25 protein-coding genes are annotated in these 23,990 nt (G+C 65.5%); 11 read left to right on the forward strand and 14 right to left on the reverse strand.

Going from position 1 to position 23,990, the window contains the following annotated elements:
• The first annotated feature begins 121 nt into the window (after positions 1 to 121).
• Positions 122 to 694: an Lcl C-terminal domain-containing protein gene (locus HW932_RS07780; RefSeq protein WP_176975921.1), complete on the forward strand. Its 573-nt coding sequence runs from the start codon at positions 122 to 124 to the stop codon at positions 692 to 694.
• A gap of 7 nt (positions 695 to 701) precedes the next feature.
• On the opposite strand, the gene HW932_RS07785 is transcribed toward HW932_RS07780, so the two are convergent.
• On the reverse strand, positions 702 to 1,037 hold the full coding sequence (locus HW932_RS07785) for a hypothetical protein (protein WP_176975922.1): 336 nt from the start codon (positions 1,035 to 1,037) through the stop codon (positions 702 to 704).
• 231 nt (positions 1,038 to 1,268) lie between these two features.
• Between HW932_RS07785 and HW932_RS07790 the strand changes: the two genes are divergently transcribed.
• Positions 1,269 to 4,817 carry a sulfite exporter TauE/SafE family protein gene (locus HW932_RS07790; RefSeq protein WP_176975923.1) on the forward strand — a complete coding sequence of 1,183 codons (3,549 nt, stop codon included), beginning with the start codon at positions 1,269 to 1,271 and terminating at the stop codon, positions 4,815 to 4,817.
• Positions 4,818 to 5,019: 202 nt separating this feature from the next.
• Here HW932_RS07790 and HW932_RS07795 read toward each other — a convergent pair whose 3' ends face one another.
• The 4 genes from HW932_RS07795 to HW932_RS07810 all read right to left on the reverse strand — a co-directional run bounded on the left by HW932_RS07795 (position 5,020) and on the right by HW932_RS07810 (position 9,760).
• Positions 5,020 to 6,162, reverse strand: a complete 1,143-nt coding sequence (locus HW932_RS07795; protein WP_176975924.1) for an MFS transporter — start codon at positions 6,160 to 6,162, stop codon at positions 5,020 to 5,022.
• A gap of 81 nt (positions 6,163 to 6,243) precedes the next feature.
• Entirely contained in the window at positions 6,244 to 7,353 is a 1,110-nt protein-coding gene (aroC, locus tag HW932_RS07800) for a chorismate synthase (protein WP_176975925.1), read from the reverse strand.
• Between the two features lie 2 nt (positions 7,354 to 7,355).
• Positions 7,356 to 8,696, reverse strand: a complete 1,341-nt coding sequence (locus HW932_RS07805) for a TolC family outer membrane protein (RefSeq protein ID WP_176975926.1) — start codon at positions 8,694 to 8,696, stop codon at positions 7,356 to 7,358.
• 113 nt (positions 8,697 to 8,809) lie between these two features.
• Positions 8,810 to 9,760, reverse strand: a complete 951-nt coding sequence (locus HW932_RS07810; protein WP_176975927.1) for an adenylate/guanylate cyclase domain-containing protein — start codon at positions 9,758 to 9,760, stop codon at positions 8,810 to 8,812.
• Positions 9,761 to 9,862: 102 nt separating this feature from the next.
• On the opposite strand from HW932_RS07810, the gene HW932_RS07815 reads away from it, so the two are divergent.
• The 3 genes from HW932_RS07815 (at position 9,863) to HW932_RS07825 (ending at position 11,676) form a co-directional block, all read left to right on the forward strand.
• A complete protein-coding gene (locus tag HW932_RS07815; RefSeq protein ID WP_176975928.1) occupies positions 9,863 to 10,279 on the forward strand; it encodes a hypothetical protein in 417 nt (138 codons plus the stop codon).
• A gap of 75 nt (positions 10,280 to 10,354) precedes the next feature.
• Entirely contained in the window at positions 10,355 to 10,855 is a 501-nt protein-coding gene (locus HW932_RS07820) for a YbaN family protein (protein WP_176975929.1), read from the forward strand.
• A gap of 11 nt (positions 10,856 to 10,866) precedes the next feature.
• Positions 10,867 to 11,676 carry a sirohydrochlorin chelatase gene (locus HW932_RS07825; protein WP_176975930.1) on the forward strand — a complete coding sequence of 270 codons (810 nt, stop codon included), beginning with the start codon at positions 10,867 to 10,869 and terminating at the stop codon, positions 11,674 to 11,676.
• A gap of 12 nt (positions 11,677 to 11,688) precedes the next feature.
• Here HW932_RS07825 and HW932_RS07830 read toward each other — a convergent pair whose 3' ends face one another.
• Both HW932_RS07830 and HW932_RS07835 read right to left on the reverse strand, forming a co-directional pair.
• The gene (locus tag HW932_RS07830; protein WP_176975931.1) at positions 11,689 to 12,648 is read right to left on the reverse strand and encodes a Gfo/Idh/MocA family protein; all 960 of its coding nucleotides are present in this window, start codon (positions 12,646 to 12,648) and stop codon (positions 11,689 to 11,691) included.
• Positions 12,649 to 12,711: 63 nt separating this feature from the next.
• Entirely contained in the window at positions 12,712 to 12,882 is a 171-nt protein-coding gene (locus HW932_RS07835; RefSeq protein ID WP_222932272.1) for a hypothetical protein, read from the reverse strand.
• A gap of 148 nt (positions 12,883 to 13,030) precedes the next feature.
• Here HW932_RS07835 and apaG point away from each other — a divergent pair, with 148 nt between their 5' ends.
• Complete coding sequence (gene apaG, locus HW932_RS07840; RefSeq protein ID WP_176975933.1) at positions 13,031 to 13,402, forward strand: Co2+/Mg2+ efflux protein ApaG; 372 nt, start codon at positions 13,031 to 13,033, stop codon at positions 13,400 to 13,402.
• Between the two features lie 29 nt (positions 13,403 to 13,431).
• Positions 13,432 to 14,268, forward strand: a complete 837-nt coding sequence (locus HW932_RS07845; protein WP_176975934.1) for a symmetrical bis(5'-nucleosyl)-tetraphosphatase — start codon at positions 13,432 to 13,434, stop codon at positions 14,266 to 14,268.
• Between the two features lie 5 nt (positions 14,269 to 14,273).
• Here the strand turns inward: HW932_RS07845 and HW932_RS07850 are convergent, their stop codons facing one another.
• The 7 genes from HW932_RS07850 to HW932_RS07880 all read right to left on the reverse strand — a co-directional run bounded on the left by HW932_RS07850 (position 14,274) and on the right by HW932_RS07880 (position 19,754).
• Positions 14,274 to 14,792 carry a dihydrofolate reductase gene (locus tag HW932_RS07850; RefSeq protein ID WP_176975935.1) on the reverse strand — a complete coding sequence of 173 codons (519 nt, stop codon included), beginning with the start codon at positions 14,790 to 14,792 and terminating at the stop codon, positions 14,274 to 14,276.
• Between the two features lie 12 nt (positions 14,793 to 14,804).
• Positions 14,805 to 15,167, reverse strand: a complete 363-nt coding sequence (rsfS, locus tag HW932_RS07855; RefSeq protein WP_012971341.1) for a ribosome silencing factor — start codon at positions 15,165 to 15,167, stop codon at positions 14,805 to 14,807.
• 43 nt (positions 15,168 to 15,210) lie between these two features.
• Complete coding sequence (gene nadD, locus HW932_RS07860; RefSeq protein WP_176975936.1) at positions 15,211 to 15,885, reverse strand: nicotinate-nucleotide adenylyltransferase; 675 nt, start codon at positions 15,883 to 15,885, stop codon at positions 15,211 to 15,213.
• 73 nt (positions 15,886 to 15,958) lie between these two features.
• Entirely contained in the window at positions 15,959 to 16,117 is a 159-nt protein-coding gene (locus tag HW932_RS07865) for a hypothetical protein (RefSeq protein WP_176975937.1), read from the reverse strand.
• 87 nt (positions 16,118 to 16,204) lie between these two features.
• Positions 16,205 to 17,662 carry an NAD(P)/FAD-dependent oxidoreductase gene (locus HW932_RS07870; RefSeq protein ID WP_176975938.1) on the reverse strand — a complete coding sequence of 486 codons (1,458 nt, stop codon included), beginning with the start codon at positions 17,660 to 17,662 and terminating at the stop codon, positions 16,205 to 16,207.
• Positions 17,663 to 17,818: 156 nt separating this feature from the next.
• The gene (locus HW932_RS07875) at positions 17,819 to 19,093 is read right to left on the reverse strand and encodes a glutamate-5-semialdehyde dehydrogenase (RefSeq protein ID WP_176975939.1); all 1,275 of its coding nucleotides are present in this window, start codon (positions 19,091 to 19,093) and stop codon (positions 17,819 to 17,821) included.
• Positions 19,094 to 19,334: 241 nt separating this feature from the next.
• Complete coding sequence (locus HW932_RS07880) at positions 19,335 to 19,754, reverse strand: SCP2 sterol-binding domain-containing protein (RefSeq protein ID WP_176975940.1); 420 nt, start codon at positions 19,752 to 19,754, stop codon at positions 19,335 to 19,337.
• A gap of 161 nt (positions 19,755 to 19,915) precedes the next feature.
• Here HW932_RS07880 and ubiG point away from each other — a divergent pair, with 161 nt between their 5' ends.
• Genes ubiG through HW932_RS07900 form a run of 4 tightly spaced genes read left to right on the forward strand, consistent with a single transcriptional unit; the run spans position 19,916 to position 23,903 of the window.
• Positions 19,916 to 20,638, forward strand: a complete 723-nt coding sequence (gene ubiG, locus HW932_RS07885; protein ID WP_176975941.1) for a bifunctional 2-polyprenyl-6-hydroxyphenol methylase/3-demethylubiquinol 3-O-methyltransferase UbiG — start codon at positions 19,916 to 19,918, stop codon at positions 20,636 to 20,638.
• Positions 20,631 to 21,323 carry an HAD family hydrolase gene (locus HW932_RS07890; protein ID WP_176975942.1) on the forward strand — a complete coding sequence of 231 codons (693 nt, stop codon included), beginning with the start codon at positions 20,631 to 20,633 and terminating at the stop codon, positions 21,321 to 21,323. Before ubiG ends, HW932_RS07890 begins: the two co-directional genes overlap by 8 nt.
• A 41-nt stretch (positions 21,324 to 21,364) precedes the next feature.
• On the forward strand, positions 21,365 to 22,129 hold the full coding sequence (locus HW932_RS07895; RefSeq protein ID WP_176975943.1) for an SDR family NAD(P)-dependent oxidoreductase: 765 nt from the start codon (positions 21,365 to 21,367) through the stop codon (positions 22,127 to 22,129).
• A 43-nt stretch (positions 22,130 to 22,172) separates the two neighbouring features.
• Positions 22,173 to 23,903, forward strand: a complete 1,731-nt coding sequence (locus tag HW932_RS07900; protein WP_176975944.1) for a potassium/proton antiporter — start codon at positions 22,173 to 22,175, stop codon at positions 23,901 to 23,903.
• Positions 23,904 to 23,990 lie beyond the last annotated feature (87 nt).

Below are 23,990 nucleotides of genomic sequence, written 5' to 3' on the forward strand. Positions count from 1 at the left end.
TTCGCTGGAGACGTTACCGAACGCCGAGACTGGCCGCGTTCTCGCCCTTAAGGATACACGAACCTGACTCAGCCGGAGATTCCGGCGCCGATCCTAACCCAGATTCAGGCCCCTTGCGATCATGCGATACCGAATACGGACGGCCCTGGCCGTCAGCCTGCTCATCCACTTCGTCCCGGCCCAGCTCCGGGCACAGCCGGACACACCGATCCCGCCCGCGACCGACGCCTGTCTGAAGGGCGAGATCGAGACCACGCCCTCGGCCGAGTTCAGTCTGCTGGAAGACGGCGCCGTGGTCCGGCACCAGCGCACCACGCTCGAATGGCAGCGCTGCGCATTCGGCCAGCGCTGGGACGCCGAATCCAACGGCTGTGTCGGGCGTCCAGCCAGCCATCCCTGGACCAAGGCCATGCAGTTGGCGGGCAAGGCCGGGGGTGACTGGAGACTGCCGAGCGGCGAGGAACTCCTGACCATCGTCGAAAAATGTCACGACGGCCCCGCGATCAATCCGCAGGTCTTCCCCAACACGCCCTCGGTCCTGTTCTGGTCGTCCTCGGTCGACACGGGCGGACTGGAGCGCGCCTGGTCGGTGAGCTTCTTCAGCGGCCAATACTTCCGGGCCGGCAAATCGCAGAACGGGCGCGTGCGTCTGGTGCGCGGCACCCTGGGACCGCCGGGCGGCGCGGCGCCCTAGACCGCCGTCACCAGGGCCGGTACTCCAGACCCGGAATGGCCTCGCGCTCGAAGACCTCCGGCAGCGTCAGGATGAACTCCCTGAGTGCGTCGATCCCCATGTAGCGACCATAGGAGGCCTTGGCGGCATCGACCGGCAGTTCCACCCAATAGCGGTGCTCGGACGGTTCATAGAGGATCTGCAGGATGCTCTCCTGCGTATCGATGAGACCGAGATAGTCGTCTTCGGTCTGAAGGCGCGGCAGGAGCTGCTCGCAGATGGCCCTGGCGCTCATCTCCACGGCGCTGGCCGAGGAGATGGCGTCACCGGACCGATCGAAGAGATAGAAGACGCGGTAGTGCATAGTGGGCGAGCTCGCTATCCAAGGGAGGCCATGAATGCAATGTGACCCATCCGGAGTCCGGCTCGCGCGTGCTATGATGGCGAGCAGCGCCATTGGAATCCGTGGCTGGTCGGTTCAAAACGATTGATTATACCCCTGATTCCCTATCCGAACAGCGCCCTGGCGCCAATCGATGATTCCATCGTCCAGCCGGCGCGACTCTCGATCCCTCGTTGACGAGTGCCTGGAACCATGTCCCGTCCGCCGCCGACAACCGCCGAGTCCGCCGCGAAGGAATTTCGTGCGAGCGTCTTCAAGCCGGCCGAAGGCATCTTTCTCTTTCATCCGCGCGCACTCGAACGCCTAGTCACCGAGCATCTCGAACCCTTTGGCTGCACGGGCTCGATTCCCAGCCTCGGCTATCACGTCATGTCGCGCGAGGACTTCCTGAGCGCGCTGGAATACGAGAATCCCGAGGCCCTGGTGGTCATCGAGGGGCTGGCCCTGCCCGAATACGTGATCCTGCTGCCGATCCCGCTGGATCTGCACCTGGAGCACGAGGCCTTCATCGGCCTGCTGCGCGAGTATTGGGCGCGTCGCTTCGAGGGCGAGATCGCGCGCGCCTGGCAGATGGCGCGTGATCGCGATACCGATGGCACGCGCTTCGGAGCGGCGCGACTGCGGGCGCTGATCGGCGAGGTCGCCCTGGACGAGGTACGCGACGTCCTCACGCGCGATGGCGTGCTGCCGATGGGGCTGGACGACACCTGGGTCTGCCGGGCCTTCGTCGCGCTGGTCATGCGGCTGCGTTACTTCAGTCCGGGTGCGCGCGGTCATTTCTTTCCGGCCATCCATGACTGGCGCGCGCTCGATGCCTGGATCCGCGACAGCGGTCTGGATCTGCCGCCGCCGAGCCTGGATGGACCGCTCCCGGCACTGCTCGAAGCGTCCCGCCCCGACCCGCGCTGTGGACATCCGACCCGACTGCCGTTGCTGCCGTCCGGGTTTCCCTACGGCAAATCGGACTCGGATCTGGAGATCCACCGCTCGGCACGGGTGCTCCCGGCCAGACCGGATTCGCCCGCGCCCGAGCGTGAGCCGGCTACGCATGAGGGGCCGCTGTTCCAGCCTGGGTTCCAGATCCAGGGGACGTTCATGGACAGGTGCGTGGCGGCGTTCCACCCGGCCCCGCAACCAGGTCGACACGATTGGCTGACACGTCTTCAGGATCTGGCGCTGGCGCTGGTCGCGATCGTCCTGGATCCACTGCTCGCCCTGTCGAACCGATTCCGGCATCGTGATTCGCTGGCCCCGGCACGCGGTCTGCGCCTGGCGCTCTCTCTGCCGCTGTTCACCCTGGCCATCCGGCGCGCCCGGCACGCCGATCGGGCCGAGCACTATGCCGCCGCCATCGCCCATCTGGCCGTGGCACGGCGACGCTTCCTGTCCATGGGGGCCGCCGGCGCGGCCGAATCGAGCCGGGTGCTGTGGCTCATCGACCAGCGCCATCGCGGCACCGAGGAATCGCTGACCAACCGGCTGGCGTCGCAGTGGAAGCTCAATCCCGGCATGAGTCGTGATCTGAAGGCGCTGATCGAGCGGCTCGGTGACGCGATCCTCGATCGCGAGCCGGTCGCGCTCGATCTGTTCCGGGATCTGGAGCGCGTGCTGATCGAGAGTCGCGCCACCTACTATCAGCTCAGCCTCATCGGCTGGCTGCGCGCGCGCGGGCGCGTTCCGGTGCGCCAGATCCTGCCCTTCCAGGCCGATCTCAAGGCGCTGCGCCTGCTCGACACCGTCCAGAATCGCCTGGAACTGCTGGGCTGGCCCACCGAGGAGGCGGAGCGCTTCAGCCGCCCGCTGAGCGCACTCTCCGGGCGCATCACCGAGCATCTGGAGCACCAGCTCAAGCCACACCTCAAGCGCACCCTGGAAGAGGCCGGGTTCACCCCTCGCACCCATCGCGAGGAGGTCGCCTTCAACAAGCTGCTGCGCGAACTGCTGGACGTCATCGAGCACCGGCGTCATCTCAAGTTCACCGACGTGCGCGACATCGTGGCGCGCAACCTGCTGCGTCTGCCCGATCTCACGCTCGACGAATGGCGCTCCGGCGACCGGCTGGCGCATTTCGATCGCAGCGCCGAGCGCGCCCTGCCCGGTCTCTATCGCCCCGGCGAGATCTACATCAAGGGCCTGCAACGACTCGGTGCGCCACTCTTCGGCACCCCCCAGGGCCGGCTGGCGCTACGCCATCTGATTCTTCCGGTCGGACTGGCCTTTCTCGGTCTCAAGACGCTCGACGTCCTCATCGGCATCCTGCCGACCCTGGAGGCGACCTTCAATCTGACCAGCCTCTGGCTGATCCTGGGACTCGGACTCCTGATCAACGCCCTGGCCTACACCCGGGCCGGGCGCATCGGCGTGCGGGTCTTTCTGCGCGTGGTCTGGTGGACGCTGCGACTGCTCCTGTTCGATGGTCTCAGACGCTTTCTGCGCTGGCCCCCGGTCAAACGGATCCTGGAGACCGAGCTGATACGGGGACTGGACCGCAATCTGCTCCGCCCCTTCCTGAGCGGGACGCTCCTGATGCTGCCGGTCATCGGTCTGGCCAGTCTCATCGAGGGCGGCCTGATCGATCTGAATCTCTCGCTGGCCGCGCTGACGCTGATGCTGGGCGTGCTCATCCGCAATACGCCCGGCGGACGGCGTCTGTTCGACGACCTCGTCAGTGCCGGCGGTCAGTTTCTGCGCCGGCTCAACCAGACCCTGGTGATCGGGCTGATCCAGGAGCTGATGCTGTTCTTCAAGGAGGTCACGCGGCGCTTCCAGCAGGGGCTGCACCGGATCGAGGAACGTCTGAGCCATCATCTCGGGGAGTCCTGGATCGCGCTGGCGCTCAAGGCGCTGCTGGTGCCGGTGTGGCGCGTGCTGGAATGGCTGATCCAGTTCTACGTCACGGTCCTGGTGGAGCCGCAGATCAACCCGATCAAGCATTTTCCGCTCGTCACCATCGCCCACAAGCTGATGCTGCCCTTCCTGCCCCTGATCACTTCGATCATGGTCGAGATGCTCGCTCCGGTCCTGCCGAAATGGATCGCCATTCCCTTCGTCACGCTCACCGTGCTGTTGCTGCCGGGGCTGGCGGGTTTTCTGGTCTGGGAGCTGAAGGAGAACTGGAAGATCTATGCCGCCAATCATTCGCGCGCGACGAACGAAGTGGACGTCAAGCCGGGACTCTATGCCGTGCGGCGCGAGCATCTGACGCTGGTTCCGATCGAGCCGGCCATCGTCGGCGGGCATGGCGAGACACTGCGCGGCTTTCTGCGACGCGGCTTCCATAGCGGGACTTTACCCAAGTCCTTCGACCGTCTGCGGCGCGTGATGCGCCGGCAGATTCACAACGCGGTCGAAGCGCCGCAACGGCTGCGCGAGGCTCAGCGTCACCTGACCGAGATCGAGCGCACCGTCGGTGTCTTCTGTGATCGCGAGCTGGCCTATGCGCTGCGTCGCCGCTGCCAGGATCCGAACTGCGTCCTGATGAGCGTCTGGACACGGCGCCCGCGTCTGGCGACCACCTCGTTCGAGCTGACGCTGGACCTGCGGCTGAAACCGCCCCACGATCGCGCCCGCATCGAACTGCGGCTGTGTCTCTGTCTGCACGAGCCGGATCTGCGCCTGAGCGTCGTCATGCAAGGGGATTGTGAGGCTTTGGGCGTGACCTGCCGAGAGCGGATCCGCGAGGACATTCGCGTGTTCGGCGCGCGCGCGGGGGCGACCGAGATGTCCATCGATCTGAGTTGAACCACAACAGCGCCTAGAACCTATCCCCATAAAAAGTAAGGATAAGCTTGGCGGTTGTCCGATGCCCCGCAGACACAGCCCGCCCCCCTACGGAAGGCCATTGAATTCGCCGGGCGGCGGCCGGCGACGGGTTCGGCCACTGCGAAAAATGTGAACGGAATGCCAGCCCATTACATCCAGCCTAGCCACAGCGCTCCATCGCTCAATGCCGATATAGCGCCGCGTTCATCCAGCGCCAGGCGACGAACCAAGCGACTGTCGCCGCCATAGCGCCGAGTCCGAAGGTAATGGCCGGACCCGCATCGGCCCACAGCAGACCGCCGATCAGACTTCCGGCCGCCCCGCCGGCGCCGAAGCTCAGACTGTTGTAGAGCGCCTGACCGCGTCCCTGGGTGCGCCCGGGAAACACATGATGGACCAGATGGATCGCCGAGGCATGGAAGGTGCCGAAGGTCGCGGCATGGAGCCACTGAGCGGCGAACATCACGACCGGCTGGTCGACGAAGCCCCCGATCAGGATCCAGCGCACGCCGCCGAGCGCCAGACTCCAGAGCAGGACACGCCGCGCGCCGAAGCGCTCCAGCAGGCGATGCATGACCAGAAAGATCAGCACCTCGGCGATGACGCCCAGCGCCCACAGCCAGCCGACCGCCGTGCTCGAATAACCGGCCGCCTCCAGATGGATGGAATAGAAGGCATAGTAGATGCCGTGACTCAGCTGCATCAGGAAGCAGGCGCCAAAGAAGGCCAGCACGCTCGGTTGAAGCAACAGCGCGCGCAGCGACACGGCGGACGGCGCGGTCTGACCGGGCGCACTGTCCGGTACCACAAAGGTTGTCAGACAGATCCCGACCGTCAAGAGCAGCACCCACACCGGCACCTGAGCCAGCGACCCGTGTTCCAGCGCCAGCCCCAGCGCCACCACCACCAGCACGAACCCCACCGACCCCCAGACGCGCACCAGGGCATAGCGGGTCGGGCGCTCGCGCAGATGGTTGAAGGTCAGAGCCTCCATCTGCGGCAGCGAGGCGTTCCAGAAGAAGCTGAACAGCAACAGGGTCAGGGCCATACCCCAGAAGCCGTCCGTGACATAGAGGGTCGCAAAACCCAGCACGGCGAGTATTGAGCCGAGTCGCACCACCTGCATGCGTCGTCCGGTGTGATCGACGATGTGCCCCCACACCACGGGGGCCACGATCTTGGTTCCTGTGAGGATCGCCATCAGCACCCCGATGGCGAGCGGCTCGAATCCGGCGTCCTGGAGATAGAGCCCCCAATAGGGCACGAGCGCCCCGAGCGAGGCGAAATAGAACAGGTAATAGCTCGACAGACGCCAGTACGGCATGGGGCGGCTCGCTGGATGAAACGCGCCCAACCCCGCCTCCCGAACCGGATCGGTCCGAGTCGGCGGGGCCAGGAAGCCGGATCAGGAGTTGGGACGCGGCTCGGCCGGAATCGCCGGGATCGGCGGCACGACCTCAGCGTTCTGTGCGCGATGACGCAAGGTGTGATCCATGAGCACCAGCGCCAGCATGGCCTCGGCGATGGGCGTAGCGCGGATGCCGACACAGGGATCGTGACGCCCCGTGGTGACGACCTCGACCGCCGCACCATGCCGGTCGATGCTCCGGCCCGGCAGCCGGATGCTGGAGGTCGGCTTGAGCGCGATGCGGGCGACGATGTCCTGCCCCGTGGAGATGCCGCCGAGGATGCCGCCGGCATTGTTCGACAGGAAGCCCTCGGGGGTCATGGGATCGCGGTGTTCCGTGCCCTTTTGCTCGACACAGGCGAAGCCGGCGCCGATCTCCACGCCCTTGACGGCATTGATGCTCATGAGTGCATGAGCGATGTCGGCGTCGAGCCGGTCGAAGATCGGTTCACCGAGTCCGGTCGGCACGCCCGAGGCGACCACGGTCACGGCCGCACCGATCGAGTCGCCCGACCGGCGCAATGCATCCATGTAAGCCTCCAGCTCCGGCACCGTCTCGGCACAGGGCCAGAAGAAGGGATTGTGCTCGACCTGCTCCCAATCGAAACCGCGCGGACGCCAGGGACCGAGCTGCGAGAGATGACCGCGAATGCGGATGCCGAGCCGCTCGGCCAGATACTTCTTGGCAATGGCCCCGGCGGCGACCCGGATCGCGGTCTCGCGCGCTGAGGAGCGCCCGCCGCCGCGATAGTCGCGCACGCCGTATTTCTGCTCGTAGCTGTAGTCGGCGTGGCCTGGACGATAGCGTTCGGCGATCTCGGAATAGTCGTGCGAGCGCTGATCCTCGTTGTGGATCAGGAGTCCGATCGGCGTACCCGTGGTGCGACCCTCGAAGACGCCGGAGAGGATCTCGACCCGATCGGACTCACGCCGTTGGGTGGTGTGGCGTGACTGTCCCGGCTTGCGCCGGTCGAGATCGTGCTGTAGATCCGCCGCCGTCAGCTCCAGACCGGGCGGACAGCCGTCGACGATACCGCCGAGCGCCGGGCCATGACTCTCACCGAAGGTGGTGACGACAAAGTTTTTGCCGAAGCTGTTACCCGACATGGTCAGTAGGCCGGCGGCGGGACGGTGTCGCCAGGATTCAGCCAGGCATTGCCCTTGGCCATGACATCACGGCTCAGGGTGCTGGTGGCCTGATGGAGCTTGATGCCGTTGATGATGTAGTCGTAGCGGGCGCTCATGTAGTCGAACTCGGCCTGGAACAGATTGCGCTGGGCGTTGAGCACATCGACCTGGGTGCGGGTGCCGACCTCGAGTCCGGCCTGGGTCGATTCGAGCGCCGAACGCGCCGAGACGATGGCCGCCTGCCGCGCCTTGACGTCCTCGATGCTGGAGAGGATGCCGCGGAAGGCATCCTTGGCCTGCTGGTCGACCTGACGCCGCACCTGATCGAGACGGTCCTGGGCGGCGCGGTAGTTGTAACCGGCCTCGCGGGTCTTGGATGTCACGGCGCCGCCCTGAAAGATCGGGACGTTCAGCGACAGTCCCACGAATCCGGTCTCGGAATCCGAGCCAAACTGGGCATCCGAGCGCGAGACGTCATAGCCGGCCTGCAAGTCGAGCCTGGGTAAATGGCCCGAGCGCTCGATCTCGATGGTGGCCTTGGCGGCATTGACCGATTCGATCGCCGCCAGGATGCCGTAATTGGACCTGAGGGCGGTTCCCGCCCAGGCCGCGATGTCATTGGGTTCGGGTGGAGACAGCGGCAGCTTCTCGCCGAGACGCGCCAGGGGGACGCTGATCGGTCCCACGATGGTGCGCAGCGCCTCCCAGGCGTTGCCGAGTTGATTCTTGGCGTTGATCAGATCGGCGCGCGACTTGTCGTAGGCGGCCTGACTCTCGTTGACGTCGGTGATGGCCACCAGACCGACCTCGAAGCGCTGCTTGGATTGCTCCAGTTGACGCTCGTCGGCGCGCACCAGCGCCTCGCGCACGGTCACCGCATCGGCGGCGCGCAGCACGTCGAAATACGCCTGGGTGATCCTGACCATGAGGTCGATCTGGGCATTGCGATATTGGGCCTCGGCCTGGGCGATGACGTTGTCGGCCTGCTGGAGCGTCATCCAGTTGGCGCGGTTGTAGAGGCTCTGGCTGACGACGGCCTGGATCTGCTGGGTGTCGTAACGCTCATTGCGATCGCCGACCGATCCGCCGCGCGAATCGAGATCGTAGAAGTTGGCGTCGCCCTGGAGGCTGAGGCTCGGCAGGAGCAGCGAGCGCGCCTGGGGCTTGACCTCGCGCGTAGCGAACAGCGTCTGCTCGGCTTCGCGCAGCGTGGGATCACTGACCACGGCCATGTCATAGATCTGGAGCAGATCCTCCGCCAGTGACGGCAGTGGCGCTCCACCCAACGACAAGGCGATCAGGGCCGGAAGAATTCTCCTCATGCTGGGTTTCCTTGCGAACGGGCCGGATGGCCGCGAGATGGGTTCAAGGCGGCAGTATAGGCGACAAGCAGGCTCAGTCTCAATCGAACCGATCCCGGTATCCGTCGGCTCGCTCAGCTTCCCCACAGGATATGGTCGACATACTGTTTGATTCTGCGATGGCCGGGCGTGTCGATGGTCGTGAACTGGAGGTTGGTCCGAAACCTGTCCCTGTTCGGCAGCGAGCGCAGGACGCGGGCATAGACCTCGAGCGGTCCATCCAGGCCGAATTCGGGCGCGAGCGACATCAATACTTCGGAATACGGCGGCAGGGCCATGGGCAGATCCACGCACAGCCCGAAGTATCCCATGTCGTTGACCTGACCGACGAAACGCTCGGGCAGGATACGCTTGTCATCGACGCGCTGGAAGACGACCGGGAAATCGACCAGGATGCGCGGCGTCTTGCGGATCTCGATGGTCGGGACACGCAGCATTCGCGGCTCCTTGACAGCCTTGAGCTCGTAGAGCATCACGGGCGTGGAGCGACCCTTGACCTGGACCTCGTTGACATTGCCGACCTGGATGGCATGACCGGCGGCGCGAAAGGTCGCCTCGCTCAACAGGATCTGGCCGCGTAGCGCATAGCCCTCGATGCGCGAGGCCAGATTCACGGGTGTGCCGATGACCGTGTACTCGTTGTAGACGTCCGATCCGAAACACCCCGCCATGACGTCGCCCGTACTCAACGCAATGCCGGCGTAGAGGCGCGGCTCGCCGAGCGTCTCGCTGCGACGATTCAGATCGATCATGCCCAGCTGCATCTCGACGGCGCAGTTCAGGGCGCGGATCAGATCGTCGGCGCGGCGTGTCGGCACACCGAAGACGGCCATGATCGAGTCGCCCATGAGCTTGTCGACCAGACCGCCATGCCGGTCCACGATCCCGGCCATGAGCCCGAAGAATCGATCGAGCAGCTCGACCATCAGCGTCGGCGCGACCGAATCCATCAAGGTCGAAAAACCGCGCAGATCGGCGATGAGAATGGTGGCCTGGGTACCGACGACCGGATGGGACTTGCGCATAGTCGAGATCCATAATTGACGATTTTCATGGGTTTTGTGGTGTGCTCGGTCCATGCTTACGACCTGATTCCTGACCAACGCTGCCCAAGAGCATACCCATCCATGGACCGTTTTACACGTAACTATAGCCTGCTGCTCGGCGCCATCCTGATCGCCGCCCTCTTCTTCTGGGCCAAGTCGACCTGGAAGCCCGAGGTCTGGAACCTGGGCGAGGTCTTGACCTCGGACCCGCAACTCGCTGACTACCCCTATCAGTTCCGGCTACGCGACTTCCGGGATGGCGTGGCCGTGATCTCGACCCCGCGTTCGCCCGACTTCCCCGCCTACAGCTTCCTGCAGGTCATCCATCCCAAGCTCGCGGGCAAGGCCCAGGACGACCCGGAGATGATCGCGGCCCAACAGGATCTCATCGATCACCAGAAGCGCGCCATGGGCCTGATGCTCGCCCAGCCGGGCGTCAAGAGCGTCGACTGGGAGCTCGACGTCAAGTGGCTGGCCGACCACGGCATCCATCGCTGAGAGGCGCACTCGGGACAGGGGAATTGCTGACCGAAACGGACTATAATCGCGCCCCTGAACCGCAGAGGGCCGATCATGGGAACCAGCAATCAAGATCCGACGGCGGACGCGGCACCGAATGCGCGTCGCCGTCATCATGTCTACAACGTCCTGGCCTGGATCTGCTTCGGACTCGGATTCGTCGGCATGGTGGTGCCCCTGATGCCGACGACGGTGTTCTGGATCTGCGCCGCCTGGCTGTGGCTGCGAAGTCGGCCGCACCGCGTCCGCTTCCTGATCGAGCATCCGCACTTCGGCGAGTCCATCCGCCGCTTCCTGGAGCAGGGTGAGATCTGCCGCACCGGCAAGACCGCCGCCGTCGTCGGCATGGCCGGCAGTCTGGTGATCTGGATCGCGCTCGCGACCCCGCGCTGGCCCTTCATCCTGCTGGTCGGCGGGATCCTGACCCTGGTCGCGCTCTGGATCCTCACGCGCCCCGAAGGACAGCGCCGTGCGCCCACACCGACCCGGATGGCCGTCACCCTGGACACAGGCGCCTGGGCGCGCCCCAAACCACCCGCCAATCCGCCGGGCTAGGTCGCCGGGCCATGCGCTCGCTCCTGCTGATCGACAATGGTTCGAGCCGTCCGGATTCGACGCTGAACCTGCGCCGGATCGCCGAGCGGCTCGCCGAGCGCGTCGGTGAGCCGGTCCGCCCCGTCTCGCTGCTGCACGCCGATCGTGTGCCGGCCGAACGGCTCGACGGACGCCCGGCCGAGATCCTGGCGCCCACGCTCAGACGTCTGGTCGGCGCAGGCGTGCGCGATCTGCGTCTCCTGCCGCTCTTCTTCGGTCCCAGCCGGGCACTGACCCGGTTCGTTCCGGAACTCGCCGCCGAGGTCGTCGCCGAACTCGGCCCCTTCCGGCTCGAGATCGCGCCCGAACTCTGCCCGCTGCCGGCGGGCGAGCCGCGTCTGGTCGAGATCCTGGCCGACAATCTCGCCGCCGCCGCAGAGCGCGCGGCCATCGAGCCGAGGCGCGTGGTGCTGGTGGATCATGGCTCGCCGATCCCTGAAGTCACGGCAGTGCGCCGCCGGCTGGCGCTCGAACTGGCCGAGCGGCTCGGCCCGGGCGTGCGGCTGGAGGAGGCGGTGATGGAGCGCCGCCCTGAGTCTGAGTACGATTTCAACGGCCCGCTGCTCGAAGAGGTGCTGAGCCGTCTGGCCGAGGCGGATCGCGCGACGCCGATCCTGCTCTCGATGCTCTTCCTCTCTGCGGGCCGACACGCCGGACCGGAGGGCGACATCGCCCAGATACGCGCCCGGATCGATGCGCGATTCCCGCCCCTGCGCATCGAGGTTTCACCGCTCGTCGGCAGTCACCCAGGTCTGATCGAGATCCTCGCCGACCGTCTCTGAGACGCCGGACGCTCAGAGACCGGAGGCGGCGATGCGGTCGCGGACTTCCAAAGCCACTTCGAGTGCCCTGAGCCCTGTCCGGCCGTCGACCAGTGGCCGCCCGCCCTCGCGCACCACGCGCACGAACTCGGCCAATTCCAGGTCCAGCGGTTTGATGGGGTCGATCTGGAGCCGCTCGCGCACGATCGTGGGGCGCGCGCCGCCCTCGACCGGGCGCGGTTCGGCTAGGTCGAGGGTCTGCTTGACGAAATCGAGCGACAGATAGCGCCCGGACTGGAAGACCCGGATACGCCGCGTCGTCTGATCCGAGACCCGGCTGGCGACCACGTTGGCGACCGCGCCGTTGTCGAACTCCAGCCGGGCATTGGCGATGTCGACGTGTTCGGTGAGGATCGAGGCGCCAATGGCCGAGATGTGGCGGATCTCGGCATCGACCAGCGACAGGATGATGTCGAGGTCGTGGATCATCAGATCCGAGACCACGTCGACATCGGTCGCACGCTCGACGAAGCTGCCCATGCGCTGGGCCTCGATATAGTGCGGTGCGCGGATGCGATGGGCGAGCGCCATGACACCGGCGTTGAAGCGCTCGACATGGCCGATCTGGAGGATGGCGCCATGCCGCTGGGCCAGACGCACGATCTCGGCGCCCTCCTCGCGCGTGGCGGCGATGGGCTTTTCGAGCAGCACCGGGATGCCGCGTTCGAGGAAGGGCGCGGCGGCGGCCAGATGCGCGGTCGTGGGCACCACGACACTGACGGCATCGACCCGGTCGAGCAGTGCGTCGCTGTGCGTATGGGCCGCGCAGCCGGCCTCGGCGGCGACCGAGGCCGCACGCTCGGCGTCGCTGTCGACGACGCCGACGAGTTCGACCTCGGGCAGGCGCGAATAGATGAGGGCGTGGAACCGGCCCAGATAGCCGACGCCGATCACGGCGACCCTCAATCTGTTGTCCTGGGTATCGAGTGACATTGGACTCATCCGGAAGGCGAGGCTGCGCCGGCGTGGACCGACGGACAGGCTCGCGTGATGGGATCAGCCACCGATGGCGCTGGCCTGCGGCGACTGAACCGCGATCTCACCGCGATCGACCGGCGCGCAGGCGATCAGCTGATAGCTGATGGTGGCGCACAGACCCACGATGACGAAGAACATCAGCACAATGAGCGGATCGGGCCTGCGATGAAGCCGCTTCCTGTAGATCATCCAACTGCCCCTGAATCTCAAGTAAGTTTTCAGCAATATTCTACAAGCATCTCAAAATGCGACAAGGTCGACGGTCGGATCGGACTCCGAAATACGCCAGACCGGTATATCATGCGTCGATCCAGCGCCCGTCATCCAGGAGACCACCTTGAGCGACTATCTCATCGCGATCTCGGCCCAGAGTCAGTATCAACCCGATCAATCCTCACCGGAAGAGGAGCGTTACGTTTTTGCCTACGCCATCACAATCGAGAACCGTGGCGCCAAGCCGGCGCGACTGCTCGACCGCCACTGGATCATCACCGACGCCAATGGGCAGGTGCAGGAAGTGCGCGGCCAGGGCGTGGTCGGTGAGCAGCCGCATCTGCGACCGGGCGAGGCCTTCAGATACACCAGCGGCGCCGTGCTTCCGACACCGCTCGGCAGTATGCACGGTCACTACGGAATGGTCGGTGATGATGGAACCAGCTTTCAGGCACAGATTCCGGCCTTTTCACTGACCTCGACTCGGCTGCATTGAGTCCATCGGTTCGCGGAGTCGACATCCAGATGTCCATCTACGCCATCGGCGACCTCCAGGGGTGCCACGCCGAACTCGAGCGTCTGCTCGATCGTCTCGACTTCGATCCGGCCGGCGACCGGCTCTGGTTCGCCGGTGATCTGGTCAATCGCGGTCCGGAATCGCTGGCCGTGTTGCGCCGGGTGCGCGCGCTCGGCGACTCGGCCATCGTGGTGCTGGGCAATCACGATCTGCATCTGCTGGCCGTGGCCGCCGGCAATGCCAAGCATTCCAAGAAGAGCACCCTGGGTGCGATCCTGCGCGCGCCGGATCGCGACGAGCTGCTCGACTGGCTGCGCCGCCAGCCCATGCTGCATCACGACCCGGACCTGGGCCTGACGCTCGTCCATGCCGGATTGCCGCCGCAATGGGATCTGGCCGAAGCGTTGGCCTGCGCGCGCGAGCTGGAGACCGTGCTGCGTTCCGACGACTATTCCGAGTTCTTGCACGCCATGTACGGCAACGAGCCGGCACGCTGGTCGCCCGATCTCAGCGGTATCGAGCGGCTGCGCTTCATCACCAATGTCCTGACCCGGCTGCGCTTCTGCACGCCCGACGGCACACTGGCGCTCAAGGAGAAGGGCGAGATCGGCAGTCAGGCGCCGGGCTTGCTGCCCTGGTTCCAGGTTCCGGGCCGGCGCACCCGTCAGGACCGCATCGTCTTCGGCCACTGGTCGGCGCTGGGCTACTGGAGCGGCGAGAACGTCTGGGCGATCGACAGCGGCTGTCTCTGGGGCGGTGCGCTCACGGCGCTACGGCTCGACAGCGAACCGCTGGAGCCGATCCAGATCGAGTGTGCAGGTCATCTGCAACCTGAGCGGGACTGACAGACTCAGCGGCGAATCAGATCCACGAAGGTCATGGCGAAGGCGTTGCGCTCATCGGCCGGGCGCTCGACGCGCGCGACTTCATTCCACTCGGCCGGATTCCAGGCCGGAAACCACGTATCGCCCGCGACCTGTGTCTGCACGATCGTCAAATGGAGTCGGTCGGCCAGGGGCAGTGCCTGCGCATAGATCGAGGCGCCACCGACGATCATCAGCTCGGGTTCGTCGACGGCGCCGATCGCGGCCTCCAGCGAACCGAAGACCTCGCAGCCCTCGGCGCGATAGCCGGGATCACGCGAGACGACCAGATGCCGGCGGCGCGGCAACAGACCCGGCAGCGACTCCCAGGTCTTGCGCCCCATGAGGATGGGCTTGTCGAGCGTCAGCGCCTTGAAGTGCGCCAGATCCGCCGGCAGGCGCCAGGGCAGCGCGTTGTCGCGGCCGATCACGCGCGCCTCGTCCATCGCCGCCACCAGCGCAATGACCGGGCGTCGTTCGAACGATGCTGAGTCGGACGATGGCATGACGCTTGGCTCTCAGGCCGAAACGACCGCCAGACGCGGTGCGGCCACAGGCGCCGGCGCCGACCACAGGCGTTCGAGGCCGTAGAAGTCACGCACCTTCGGGAGCATGACATGGAGCACGACCCCATTGAGATCGACCAGCGCCCATTCGCCCTCGGTCAGTCCTTCGGTGCCGAGCGGGGTCTCGCCGGCGTCCTTGGCGCGAAAGGCGACGGTCTCGGCGATGGCCTTGACATGGCGGTCCGAGGTGCCGGACGCGATGATCATGAAATCGGTGACGGCCGTCTTGCCGCGCACGTCCAGCACCTGGATGTCGCGGGCCTTCATATCGTCGAGCGTGTCGAGAACCAGTTGTTTGAGTTGATCGAGCTGCATGGAATCCTCTGTATTCGGGGAAAAGGGGTGTCTTTGGTACGGCCTAGACGTTCGGATGAGGCGGTTGGCACGGGCGCGCCGGTTCGGTCGGCGCATAGAGCCGCTCGCGCTCGATGTAGTCGAGCACGGCATCGGGGAGCAGATAGCGTGGACTGCGTCCCTGGGCGATGAGTTCGCGGATGCGTGTCGATGAGATGTCGAGTTGGGTCAGGGTCTGGAACAGGATGCGTCCGCCCGCTCGGGCCGCCAGACAGCGCGGCTCCTCGCAGACCCGTTCCAGATAGAGCTGTCGCAGGGCGGGACTGGCGACCGGATCATGTCCGGGCCGACGCATGACCACCAGATGCGCCAGCTCCAGGATCTCCAGCGGACGATACCAGTGGAGAAAACCCGCATAGGCATCGGCGCCGATCAGCAGACAGAGCGGGCGTTCGGGACCGAACTCGTCACGGAGCGAGCGCAGGGTGTGCAGTGTATAGGAAGGACCGTCCCGATGCAGCTCGCGTCGATCGAGCACGAAACCCGGCGCGTCGGCGAGTGCGGCCTCCAGCATCGCCAGCCGCTGCGCCGTGCTCGCCAGCGGCTGCGGACGATGGACGGCGATCCGCAGCGGGATGAAGCGAACCTGATCGAGCGCGAGCCCCTGGAGACAGTCCAGGGCCGCGCGCAGATGGCCGAAATGGATGGGGTCGAAGGTGCCGCCGAGCAGACCGATCATGCGCGCACCCGGATCGCTGACGGCATCGACGCCCAGGTCGAAACGGAGCGCCCGGCGCTCCGCCGATCCGCCATCAGTTGTGCGACTTCATCAACAGCTTGAAGATCTTGAAGTTGATGATCCAGAAGCGAATGAACTGCCATGGAATGGACTGGCGCATATAGCGCGTGAAACCGGTCGGGACCGGCGGATAATAGGCTTGCTGATAGGGTTCTTTGTTCTTGGCGGGCATCGTCGTCGTTCCTCGCTCGATTCGGGATGCACGCGCCGGAGTCCGGGATCGTACCGACTCCAGGCCCCGGCGCACTGGGAGAGAGACTCAGTCGGGCAGCACCGACCAGCCCGGGCGCAGCTTGGCCTGGTAGATGAAGACATGATGCAGAAGGTATTTCATCCAGTGTCCGGCCAGGCCGATCTCACCGAAGGTCAGATCCATGTCGCGTCCGTACTCGGGATAGGTCTCGTAGTCCGGCACGACCGGGAATACGGTCATGGTCGCCGCCGTGCCCTTGAAGAGATCCATCCCGGTCGAGGCCACGCAAGCCGCGCCCATCTCACCCATCGAGGCGGTGTGCGACAGCGTGGTCGCGCCATTGAGCAGATCGCGGATGTTCTCGGCCACGGCCTTCCCGATGGTCGCCGAAGGCATGCCGGTGCGCGGCGGCGTCGGGCTGATCTGCAGACCGCTCGGACTCTTCATCACCTTGCTGATCGGATGCGGCGGGGCGAAGGCGATGCCGATGGCGAAGATGTTCTTGTACTTCGGGGTCTGATAGGTCTTCGGCCAGTCGGCCTTGCTCCATTCCTCGAAGGGCTTGGGATTGTAGTCGGCGTCGACCTTCATGAAGCCGTTGGGCGCGAAGAGTTGCTCGGTGATGTCGCCCCCGGACTTGTCATAGGCTTTGAGTCCCACGCCCGAGAAGGGCGGGATGAGCATGGAGAAATCGAACTCCAGCTCGTGGACACTGCCATCGAGCTGCTCGTAATGGATCTTGCCCGGCTCGACCTTGGTGACGGCCGCGCGGGTGATCCACTCCAGGCCGCGTTCGACCATCAGCGACTCGGCGAAGACCTTGCCGTTGGTCAGATAGCCGCCACGGGTGATGTGCACGCCGCCCATGCCGAAGTCACCGAGTTCGTACTCGTTGCTGATCCAGACCACGCGCGCCAGATGGCGCACGCCGGCCTCACGCAGGACGTGATCGACATTGTAGATGTACTCGAAGGCCGCGCCCTGGCAGGTGCACATGCCATGTCCAGTGCCGATGACGAAGGTCTTGCGCGCGCCGGCCTTCATCTCCTGGACGCACTTCTGGAGCTGCTCGTTGGCCTCAAGCGCATGGGACGGGGTGCAGACCGACATGGTGTAGCCCTTCTCCGGCCCCAACCCTGGGGTGGCGTCGAAGTTGAGCTTGGGGCCGGTGGCATTGACCAGATAATCGTATTCGATCTCGTCGCTCTGGCCGACTCGGGCAGGATCGGTGTACTCGATGGTGACGAAGGGACTCTCGTGCCCGCTGCCGCCCTCGGGATGGATCGAGACGGCGCGTGCCTGCCGGAAACCGACGTTGATCTTCTTGTAGACGGGCGCCAGCTCGAAGGTGACCTGGCGCTCGGTCATTTCACCCACGCCCACCCAGATGTTGGATGGAATCCAGTTCCACTTGGAATTGGGCGAGACCACGGTGATCTGGTGCTGCTTGCCCACCCACTTGCCCAGATAGCGGGCGGTCGTATGGCCGGAGATACCGGCTCCGAGTATCAGGATACGTGCCATGGCAAGACTCCTCCTAAGGCTGTTATTGTCGATTCGGGTCACTGACCGGCATTCGAGCGCGCTCGGCCACACGGCGTTCTCGGTCGGCGGGCGCGGGCGGCGCTGACAGTCGCATTCTTAACCGCCCGATCGGGCCTTGTCGAGCCTCGAAACGGCTCAGCCGCGCACCTCGCCGTCACCCAGCACCACGAACTTCACCGAGGTCAGCCCTTCCAGCCCGACCGGCCCGCGCGCATGGAACTTGTCGGTACTGATGCCGATCTCGGCGCCCAGACCATATTCGAAGCCGTCGGCGAAGCGTGTCGAGGCGTTGACCATGACCGAACTCGAATCGACCTCGCGCAGAAAACGCCGTGCGCGCGAATAGTCCTCGGTGACGATGGCTTCGGTATGGGCCGAGCTGTGCAGGGCGATGTGATCCATGGCTGCGTCCAGCCCCTCGACCACACGGATCGACAGGACGGGCGCCAGATACTCGGTGTCCCAATCCTCATCGGTTGCCGGGATGGCGTCGGCGATGAGTTCCAGGGTCTGTGGACAGCCGCGCAGTTCCACGCCCTTGTCGCGATAGGCCGCCGCGAGCCGGGGCAGGATGGCCGCCGCCACGGGCGCATCGACCAGCAGCGTCTCCATCGTATTGCAGGTGCCGTAGCGCTGGGTCTTGGCGTTCATCGCAATGGCGAACGCCTTGTCGAGATCGGCGTGCTCATCGATGTAGACATGACAGATGCCGTCGAGATGCTTGATGACCGGCACCCGCGCCTCACGACTGATGCGCTCGATCAGCCCCTTGCCGCCGCGCGGGATGATGACGTCGATCGACTCGGGCATGGTGATCATGGCGCCCACGGCGGTACGGTCGGTCGTGGCCACGACCTGGACGCCATCCTCGGGCAGTCCGGCGCTCGCCAGACCGGCCTGGATGCAGCGCGCGATCGCCTGGTTGGACTCGAAGGCCTCCGAGCCGCCGCGCAGCACCGTGGCATTGCCCGACTTGAGACAGAGCGCGGCGGCGTCGGCGGTGACATTGGGCCGAGATTCGTAGATGATGCCGACCACGCCGAGCGGAACGCGCATCCGTCCGACCTGGATGCCGCTCGGACGATAGTCGAGATCCGTGATGGCTCCGACCGGATCGGGCAGGGCCGCGACCTGACGCACGCCCTCGATCATGGCATCGATGCGCCCCGGCGTCAGTTCGAGCCGATCGAGCAACGCCGCGTCCAGACCCTTGGCCGCTCCAGCCTCCAGATCGTGCCGATTGGCTGCGGCGATGGTCGCGCGCTCGGCGTCCAGCCGCTCGGCGATCGCCAGCAGCGCCGCATTCTTGGCCGCCGTGCTCGCCCGTGCCAACCGGCGCGAGGCCGCACGCGCGCGTCGGCCGAGGTCGGTCATGTAAGCCTGGATGTCCTGAATCTCTGGATCGGTCATGGATCGGAACCCGTCTCGATTGCGCATTGAACTGGGATGAATTCGGCGAGCATGATGCCATGATTCACACGCACATGACACAGCCGCACGGCGCGAAGAACTCCGGCCCATTGCTGCTTCGAGCCGCGCGATCCGGGCTATCTGTTCGGCAAGCCCAACGACAGGCTCGCGATCAAGACCTGAAACGAAAGAGCCCGCCGGGCGGCGGGCTCCAGGGACGGATCGGAGCGAAACGGCTCGATCACTTGATCTCGTCGGTGTCGAGCTGCTGCATCAGGCCGAAGCTCTTGACGAAGGGATTGGCCATGCGCGGATCCTTGATGATGGCCTTGTAGTCACCCACTTTGAACTTCAGCTTGCCGGTGGCGAAGGCCGTGCCCATGCCCATCATGCCGATGCCGTTCTCGACCCACTTGAGCCAATCCTTCAGATCGGCGCGCATGTCCCAGTTCGGGGCCGGATCGCTCTCGGACCAGTCTCCCGCACGCACGCAGACGCCCTTCTCGACCACGAATACACCGCGCGGATTTTCCTCGTCCTTGAAGCCGCAGGTGATGACCGAGTTGAAGTCGATCTCGGCGAGCTTGTCGCACACCTCGGGTTCATTGTTCCAGGCTTCCATGAGTTGCTTCATCCAACCATCGGAAAAGAGTGCGGACATGTGTATCGATCCTCCAGTGTGAGCGGCTTGGATTTCGTTTTGAACGCGGGTCTCGGCCCACGCGAGCGAGGATTCTACCAGGATCGGCAGCAAGAATACCGGCCAAGCGGTTTAGAATGTCGTCATCCTCAAAGACAGCATCGGACTCTCAAACAGACACCATGACCGAACAGCATCACAACGTCGATCACGCCGAGATCAGCAAGTTCGAGGCCCTGGCCTCGCGCTGGTGGGATCCGCACAGCGAGTTCAAGACGCTCCACGACATCAATCCCCTGCGCCTGGACTATGTCGAGCGCGGCGCCGGCGGGCTGGCCGGCAAGCGCGTGCTCGACGTCGGCTGCGGCGGCGGCATCCTCTCCGAAGGCATGGCCCTGCGCGGCGCTCAGGTCATGGGCATTGACATGGGCGACATGCCGTTGCGCGTGGCCGAACTCCATACGCTCGAGAGCGGCGTGGAGGTCGAGTACCGGCGCGTGCCGGTCGAGACCCTGGCGCTGGAGCAGCCGGGCGCCTTCGATATCGTCACCTGCATGGAGATGCTCGAACACGTGCCCAACCCGGCCTCGGTGGTCGACGCCTGTGCGCGGCTGGTGCGTCCGGGCGGTCGGGTGTTCTTCTCGACGCTCAACCGCAATCCCAAGTCCTATCTGATGGCCGTGGTCGGGGCCGAGTACATCATGCGCATGCTGCCGCGCGGCACCCATGATTATTCGCGTTTCATCCGCCCGTCGGAGCTGGATGCCTGGATCCGTCCGACGCCGCTGCGCACCACGGATATGACCGGCATGGTCTACAACCCGCTCACCCAGGTCTACCGGCTCGACCCGCACGATCTGGACGTGAACTATCTCGTGACCTGTGTGCGCGACACCCATGGCTGATCCGCGTCCGCCGCGCGATGCTCTCGTGCTCTTCGATCTCGACGGCACCTTCGCCGATACCGCGCCCGACATGGCCGCCGCGCTCGACAGGCTCATGCGTCGTCACGGGCGCCCTCCCCTGCCCTTCGAGCGGGTGCGGCCCCATGCCTCGCACGGGGCGCCCGGCATCCTCCGGGTCGGCTTCGGACTCACGCCCGAGGATGCCGACTATGAGCCGTTGCGCCGCGAATATCTGCGCATCTACGAGAGCGCCCTGGTCGACCGGACCGCGCCCTTTCCGGGTATGGTCGAGCTGGTCGACACGCTGGAGGCGCGCGGTCTGCCCTGGGGCATCGTCACCAACAAGTCGACCGCGTTGGCCGAACCCCTGCTGGAGCGGCTCGGTTTCCTGGAGCGCGTGGCCTGTCTGGTCTGCGGCGACACCACGCCGCGTCCCAAGCCGCATCCGGATCCGCTGCTCTATGCCTGTGATCTCCTGGGCGTCGCGCCCGAGCGCGGCTGGTACGTCGGCGATGCCGAGCGCGACATCCAGGCCGGACTGGCCGCCGGCATGGGCACGCTCGCCGCGCTCTTCGGCTATCTGGGACCGGACGACGATCCACGCGCCTGGGGCGCGCACGGGATGATCGAGCACCCCATGCAACTGCTCGACTGGCTCGATTACGAAGCCGATCGCAACGATTGACCACCGATCACCGAACCGACGACTGAACACTGAAAACACGCATGTCCACTGATCAATCCTCGAATTCCAACGGCGGTCGGCTCCAGGACCGCGTCATCCTCGTCACAGGCGCCCTGGAAGGACTGGGACGCGCCGTGTCACTGGCCTGTGCCGCCGAGGGCGCGACCGTCATCCTGTCGTCCTTCGATCAGGCCGATCTGGAGCCGGTCTACGACCAGATCTTCGACGCCGGTCATCCCGAGCCGGCCATCCTGCCGCTGAATCTGGAGACGGCGACCGAGTCCGACTTCATCGCCGCCGCCAACGTCATCGGCGACACCTTCGGGCGGCTCGACGGTCTGGTCCACTGCGCCGCTTCCGCGCCCTTTCTGAGCCGCATCGACGACTATGACGCCTCCGAATGGGAGCGGGTGATCCGGGTCAACCTCAACGCGCCCTTCATGCTCACCCAGGCCTGTCTGCCGCTGCTGCGTCTGGCCGAGGACGCCTCCATCGTCTTCACCGCCGACCGGGTCGGACGTCAGGGTCTGGCCTACTGGGGCGCCTACGCCGCCGCCAAGTTCGGCATCGAGGGTCTGATGCAGGTACTGGCCGAAGAGACCCGCGAATCCGGCCGCATCCGCGTCAACAGCCTCGATCCCGGCGTCCTGCGCACCGCGATGCGCGCCAGCCTCTATCCGGGCGAAGATCCCAACAGTCACCCCGATCCGGCGACCGTAGCCGACGCCTATGTGCAGTTGCTCGGCCCCGAGGGACGCGGGCTGACCGGACGCGCGCTGCGGGTCGAGCATGGCCGTGCGGTCTGAAGTCTTCACGGCCTGACCGCGACCGATCGATGGAGCGCCCGCCATGGAACTGACCAACCACATCATCCTGCTCGGCTCGGCGGTCGTCTTCGTCAGCGTGCTGGCGAGCGTGGTGACAGCGCGCGTCGGGGCGCCGCTGTTGCTGGTGTTCCTGGTGATGGGGATGCTGTTCGGCGAGGACGGTCCGGGCGGCATCGCCTTCGACGACGTCCAGCTCGCGCATCTGCTCGGCAATCTGGCGCTGGCCGTCATCCTGTTCGACGGCGGTCTGGCCACCTGCTACAAGGACTTTCGCGTCGGTCTGCGCCCGGCGCTCGGACTGGCCACGCTCGGCGTGCTCATCACCACCGCCATCACCGGACTGTTCGCGGTCTGGTGGCTGGATCTGGACTGGCTGGAAGGGTTGCTGCTCGGCGCCATCGTCGGCTCGACCGACGCGGCGGCGGTGTTCTCGCTGCTGCGCTCCAACGGCATCGAACTCAAGCAGCGCGTCGGTGCAACCCTGGAGATCGAATCGGGCAGCAATGATCCGATGGCGATCTTCCTGACCATCGCCCTGATCGAGCTGTTGCTGAATGCTCAGGGCAACATCGGGCTGGTGCTCCTGACCGAGTTCGTGCGTCAGATGGGGCTCGGCGCCCTGTTCGGGCTGGCGGGCGGCTTCGTCCTGGTGTGGCTCGTCAACCGACTGAAGATGTCGGCCGGACTCTATCCGCTGGCGATCATGGCTGGCGGACTCTGTCTGTTCGGGGTCACGGCCACGCTGAACGGCAGTGGCTTTCTGGCCATCTATCTGGCCGGCATCGTGATCGGCAATCGACCGCTCGAAGCGCGTCTGGAGATCAAGCGTTTCCATGACGGTCTGGCGCGGCTGGCCCAGATCGGCATGTTCCTGATACTGGGGCTGCTGGTCACGCCCTCGGATCTGCTGCCGGTGGCGCCCGATGCCCTGCTGTTCGCTCTGGTGCTGATCCTGGCGGCGCGTCCGCTGGCCGTCTGGCTGTGCCTGCTGCCTTTCCGTTTCTCCTGGCGCGAACAGATCTTCATCGGCTGGGTCGGGCTGCGCGGGGCGGTGCCCATCATCCTGGCGCTCTTCCCATTGCTCGCCGGGCTGACCCTGGCCCCGATGATCTTCAATATCGTCTTCTTCGTGGTCCTGGTCTCGCTGCTGATCCAGGGCTGGACGGTGATCGCGCTGGCGCGCCGGCTGGATCTGGAGGTTCCGCCCAGCACCCATCTGGTGCAGCGGGTGGAACTCGACATTCCGGGTCAGCAGGAACTGGAGTTCGTCGGCTACCGCCTGGCGGAGAACGCCCCGATCGTCGTCGAGACCTCGGTGGCTCAGACACGTCTTCCGCCGGGGTCGCGTCTGGTCGCCGTGCTGCGCGATGGGCGGCTGCTCGATCAGTGCGGCCCGGTGACGGCGCACGCGGGCGATCATGTCTATCTGCTGGCCGATCCGGGCGATCTGGCCGAGCTGGACCGGCTCTTCGTCGCCGTGCCAGAGACCGAGCGTCTGTCGGAGCGTGCCTTTTTCGGCGAGTTCGTGCTCGCCGGCGAGGCCCGGCTGGCCGATCTCTGCGCCTTCTATGGTCTGAAGGTTCCGAGTGAGGATGGACAGCTCACGCTCGATGCCCTGATCCGGCGCGAACTCAATGCGCATCCCGTGGTCGGCGACCGGCTCCAGCTCGGCGCGGTGGAACTGGTGGTGCGCGCCGTCGACGAGGATCGCGTCGTCCAGGTCGGACTCAAGTTGCCGCGGGCGGATCGATGACAGGGAGCCGGCGTGATCTGATCATGCAGGTCGAGGAACTCGAAGGTATGCGGTGCGTCCCGTACCGCACCCGATACGGGAATTCTG

This window comes from Allochromatium humboldtianum, assembly GCF_013385175.1.
In the GTDB taxonomy this organism is placed as follows: domain Bacteria; phylum Pseudomonadota; class Gammaproteobacteria; order Chromatiales; family Chromatiaceae; genus Thermochromatium; species Thermochromatium humboldtianum.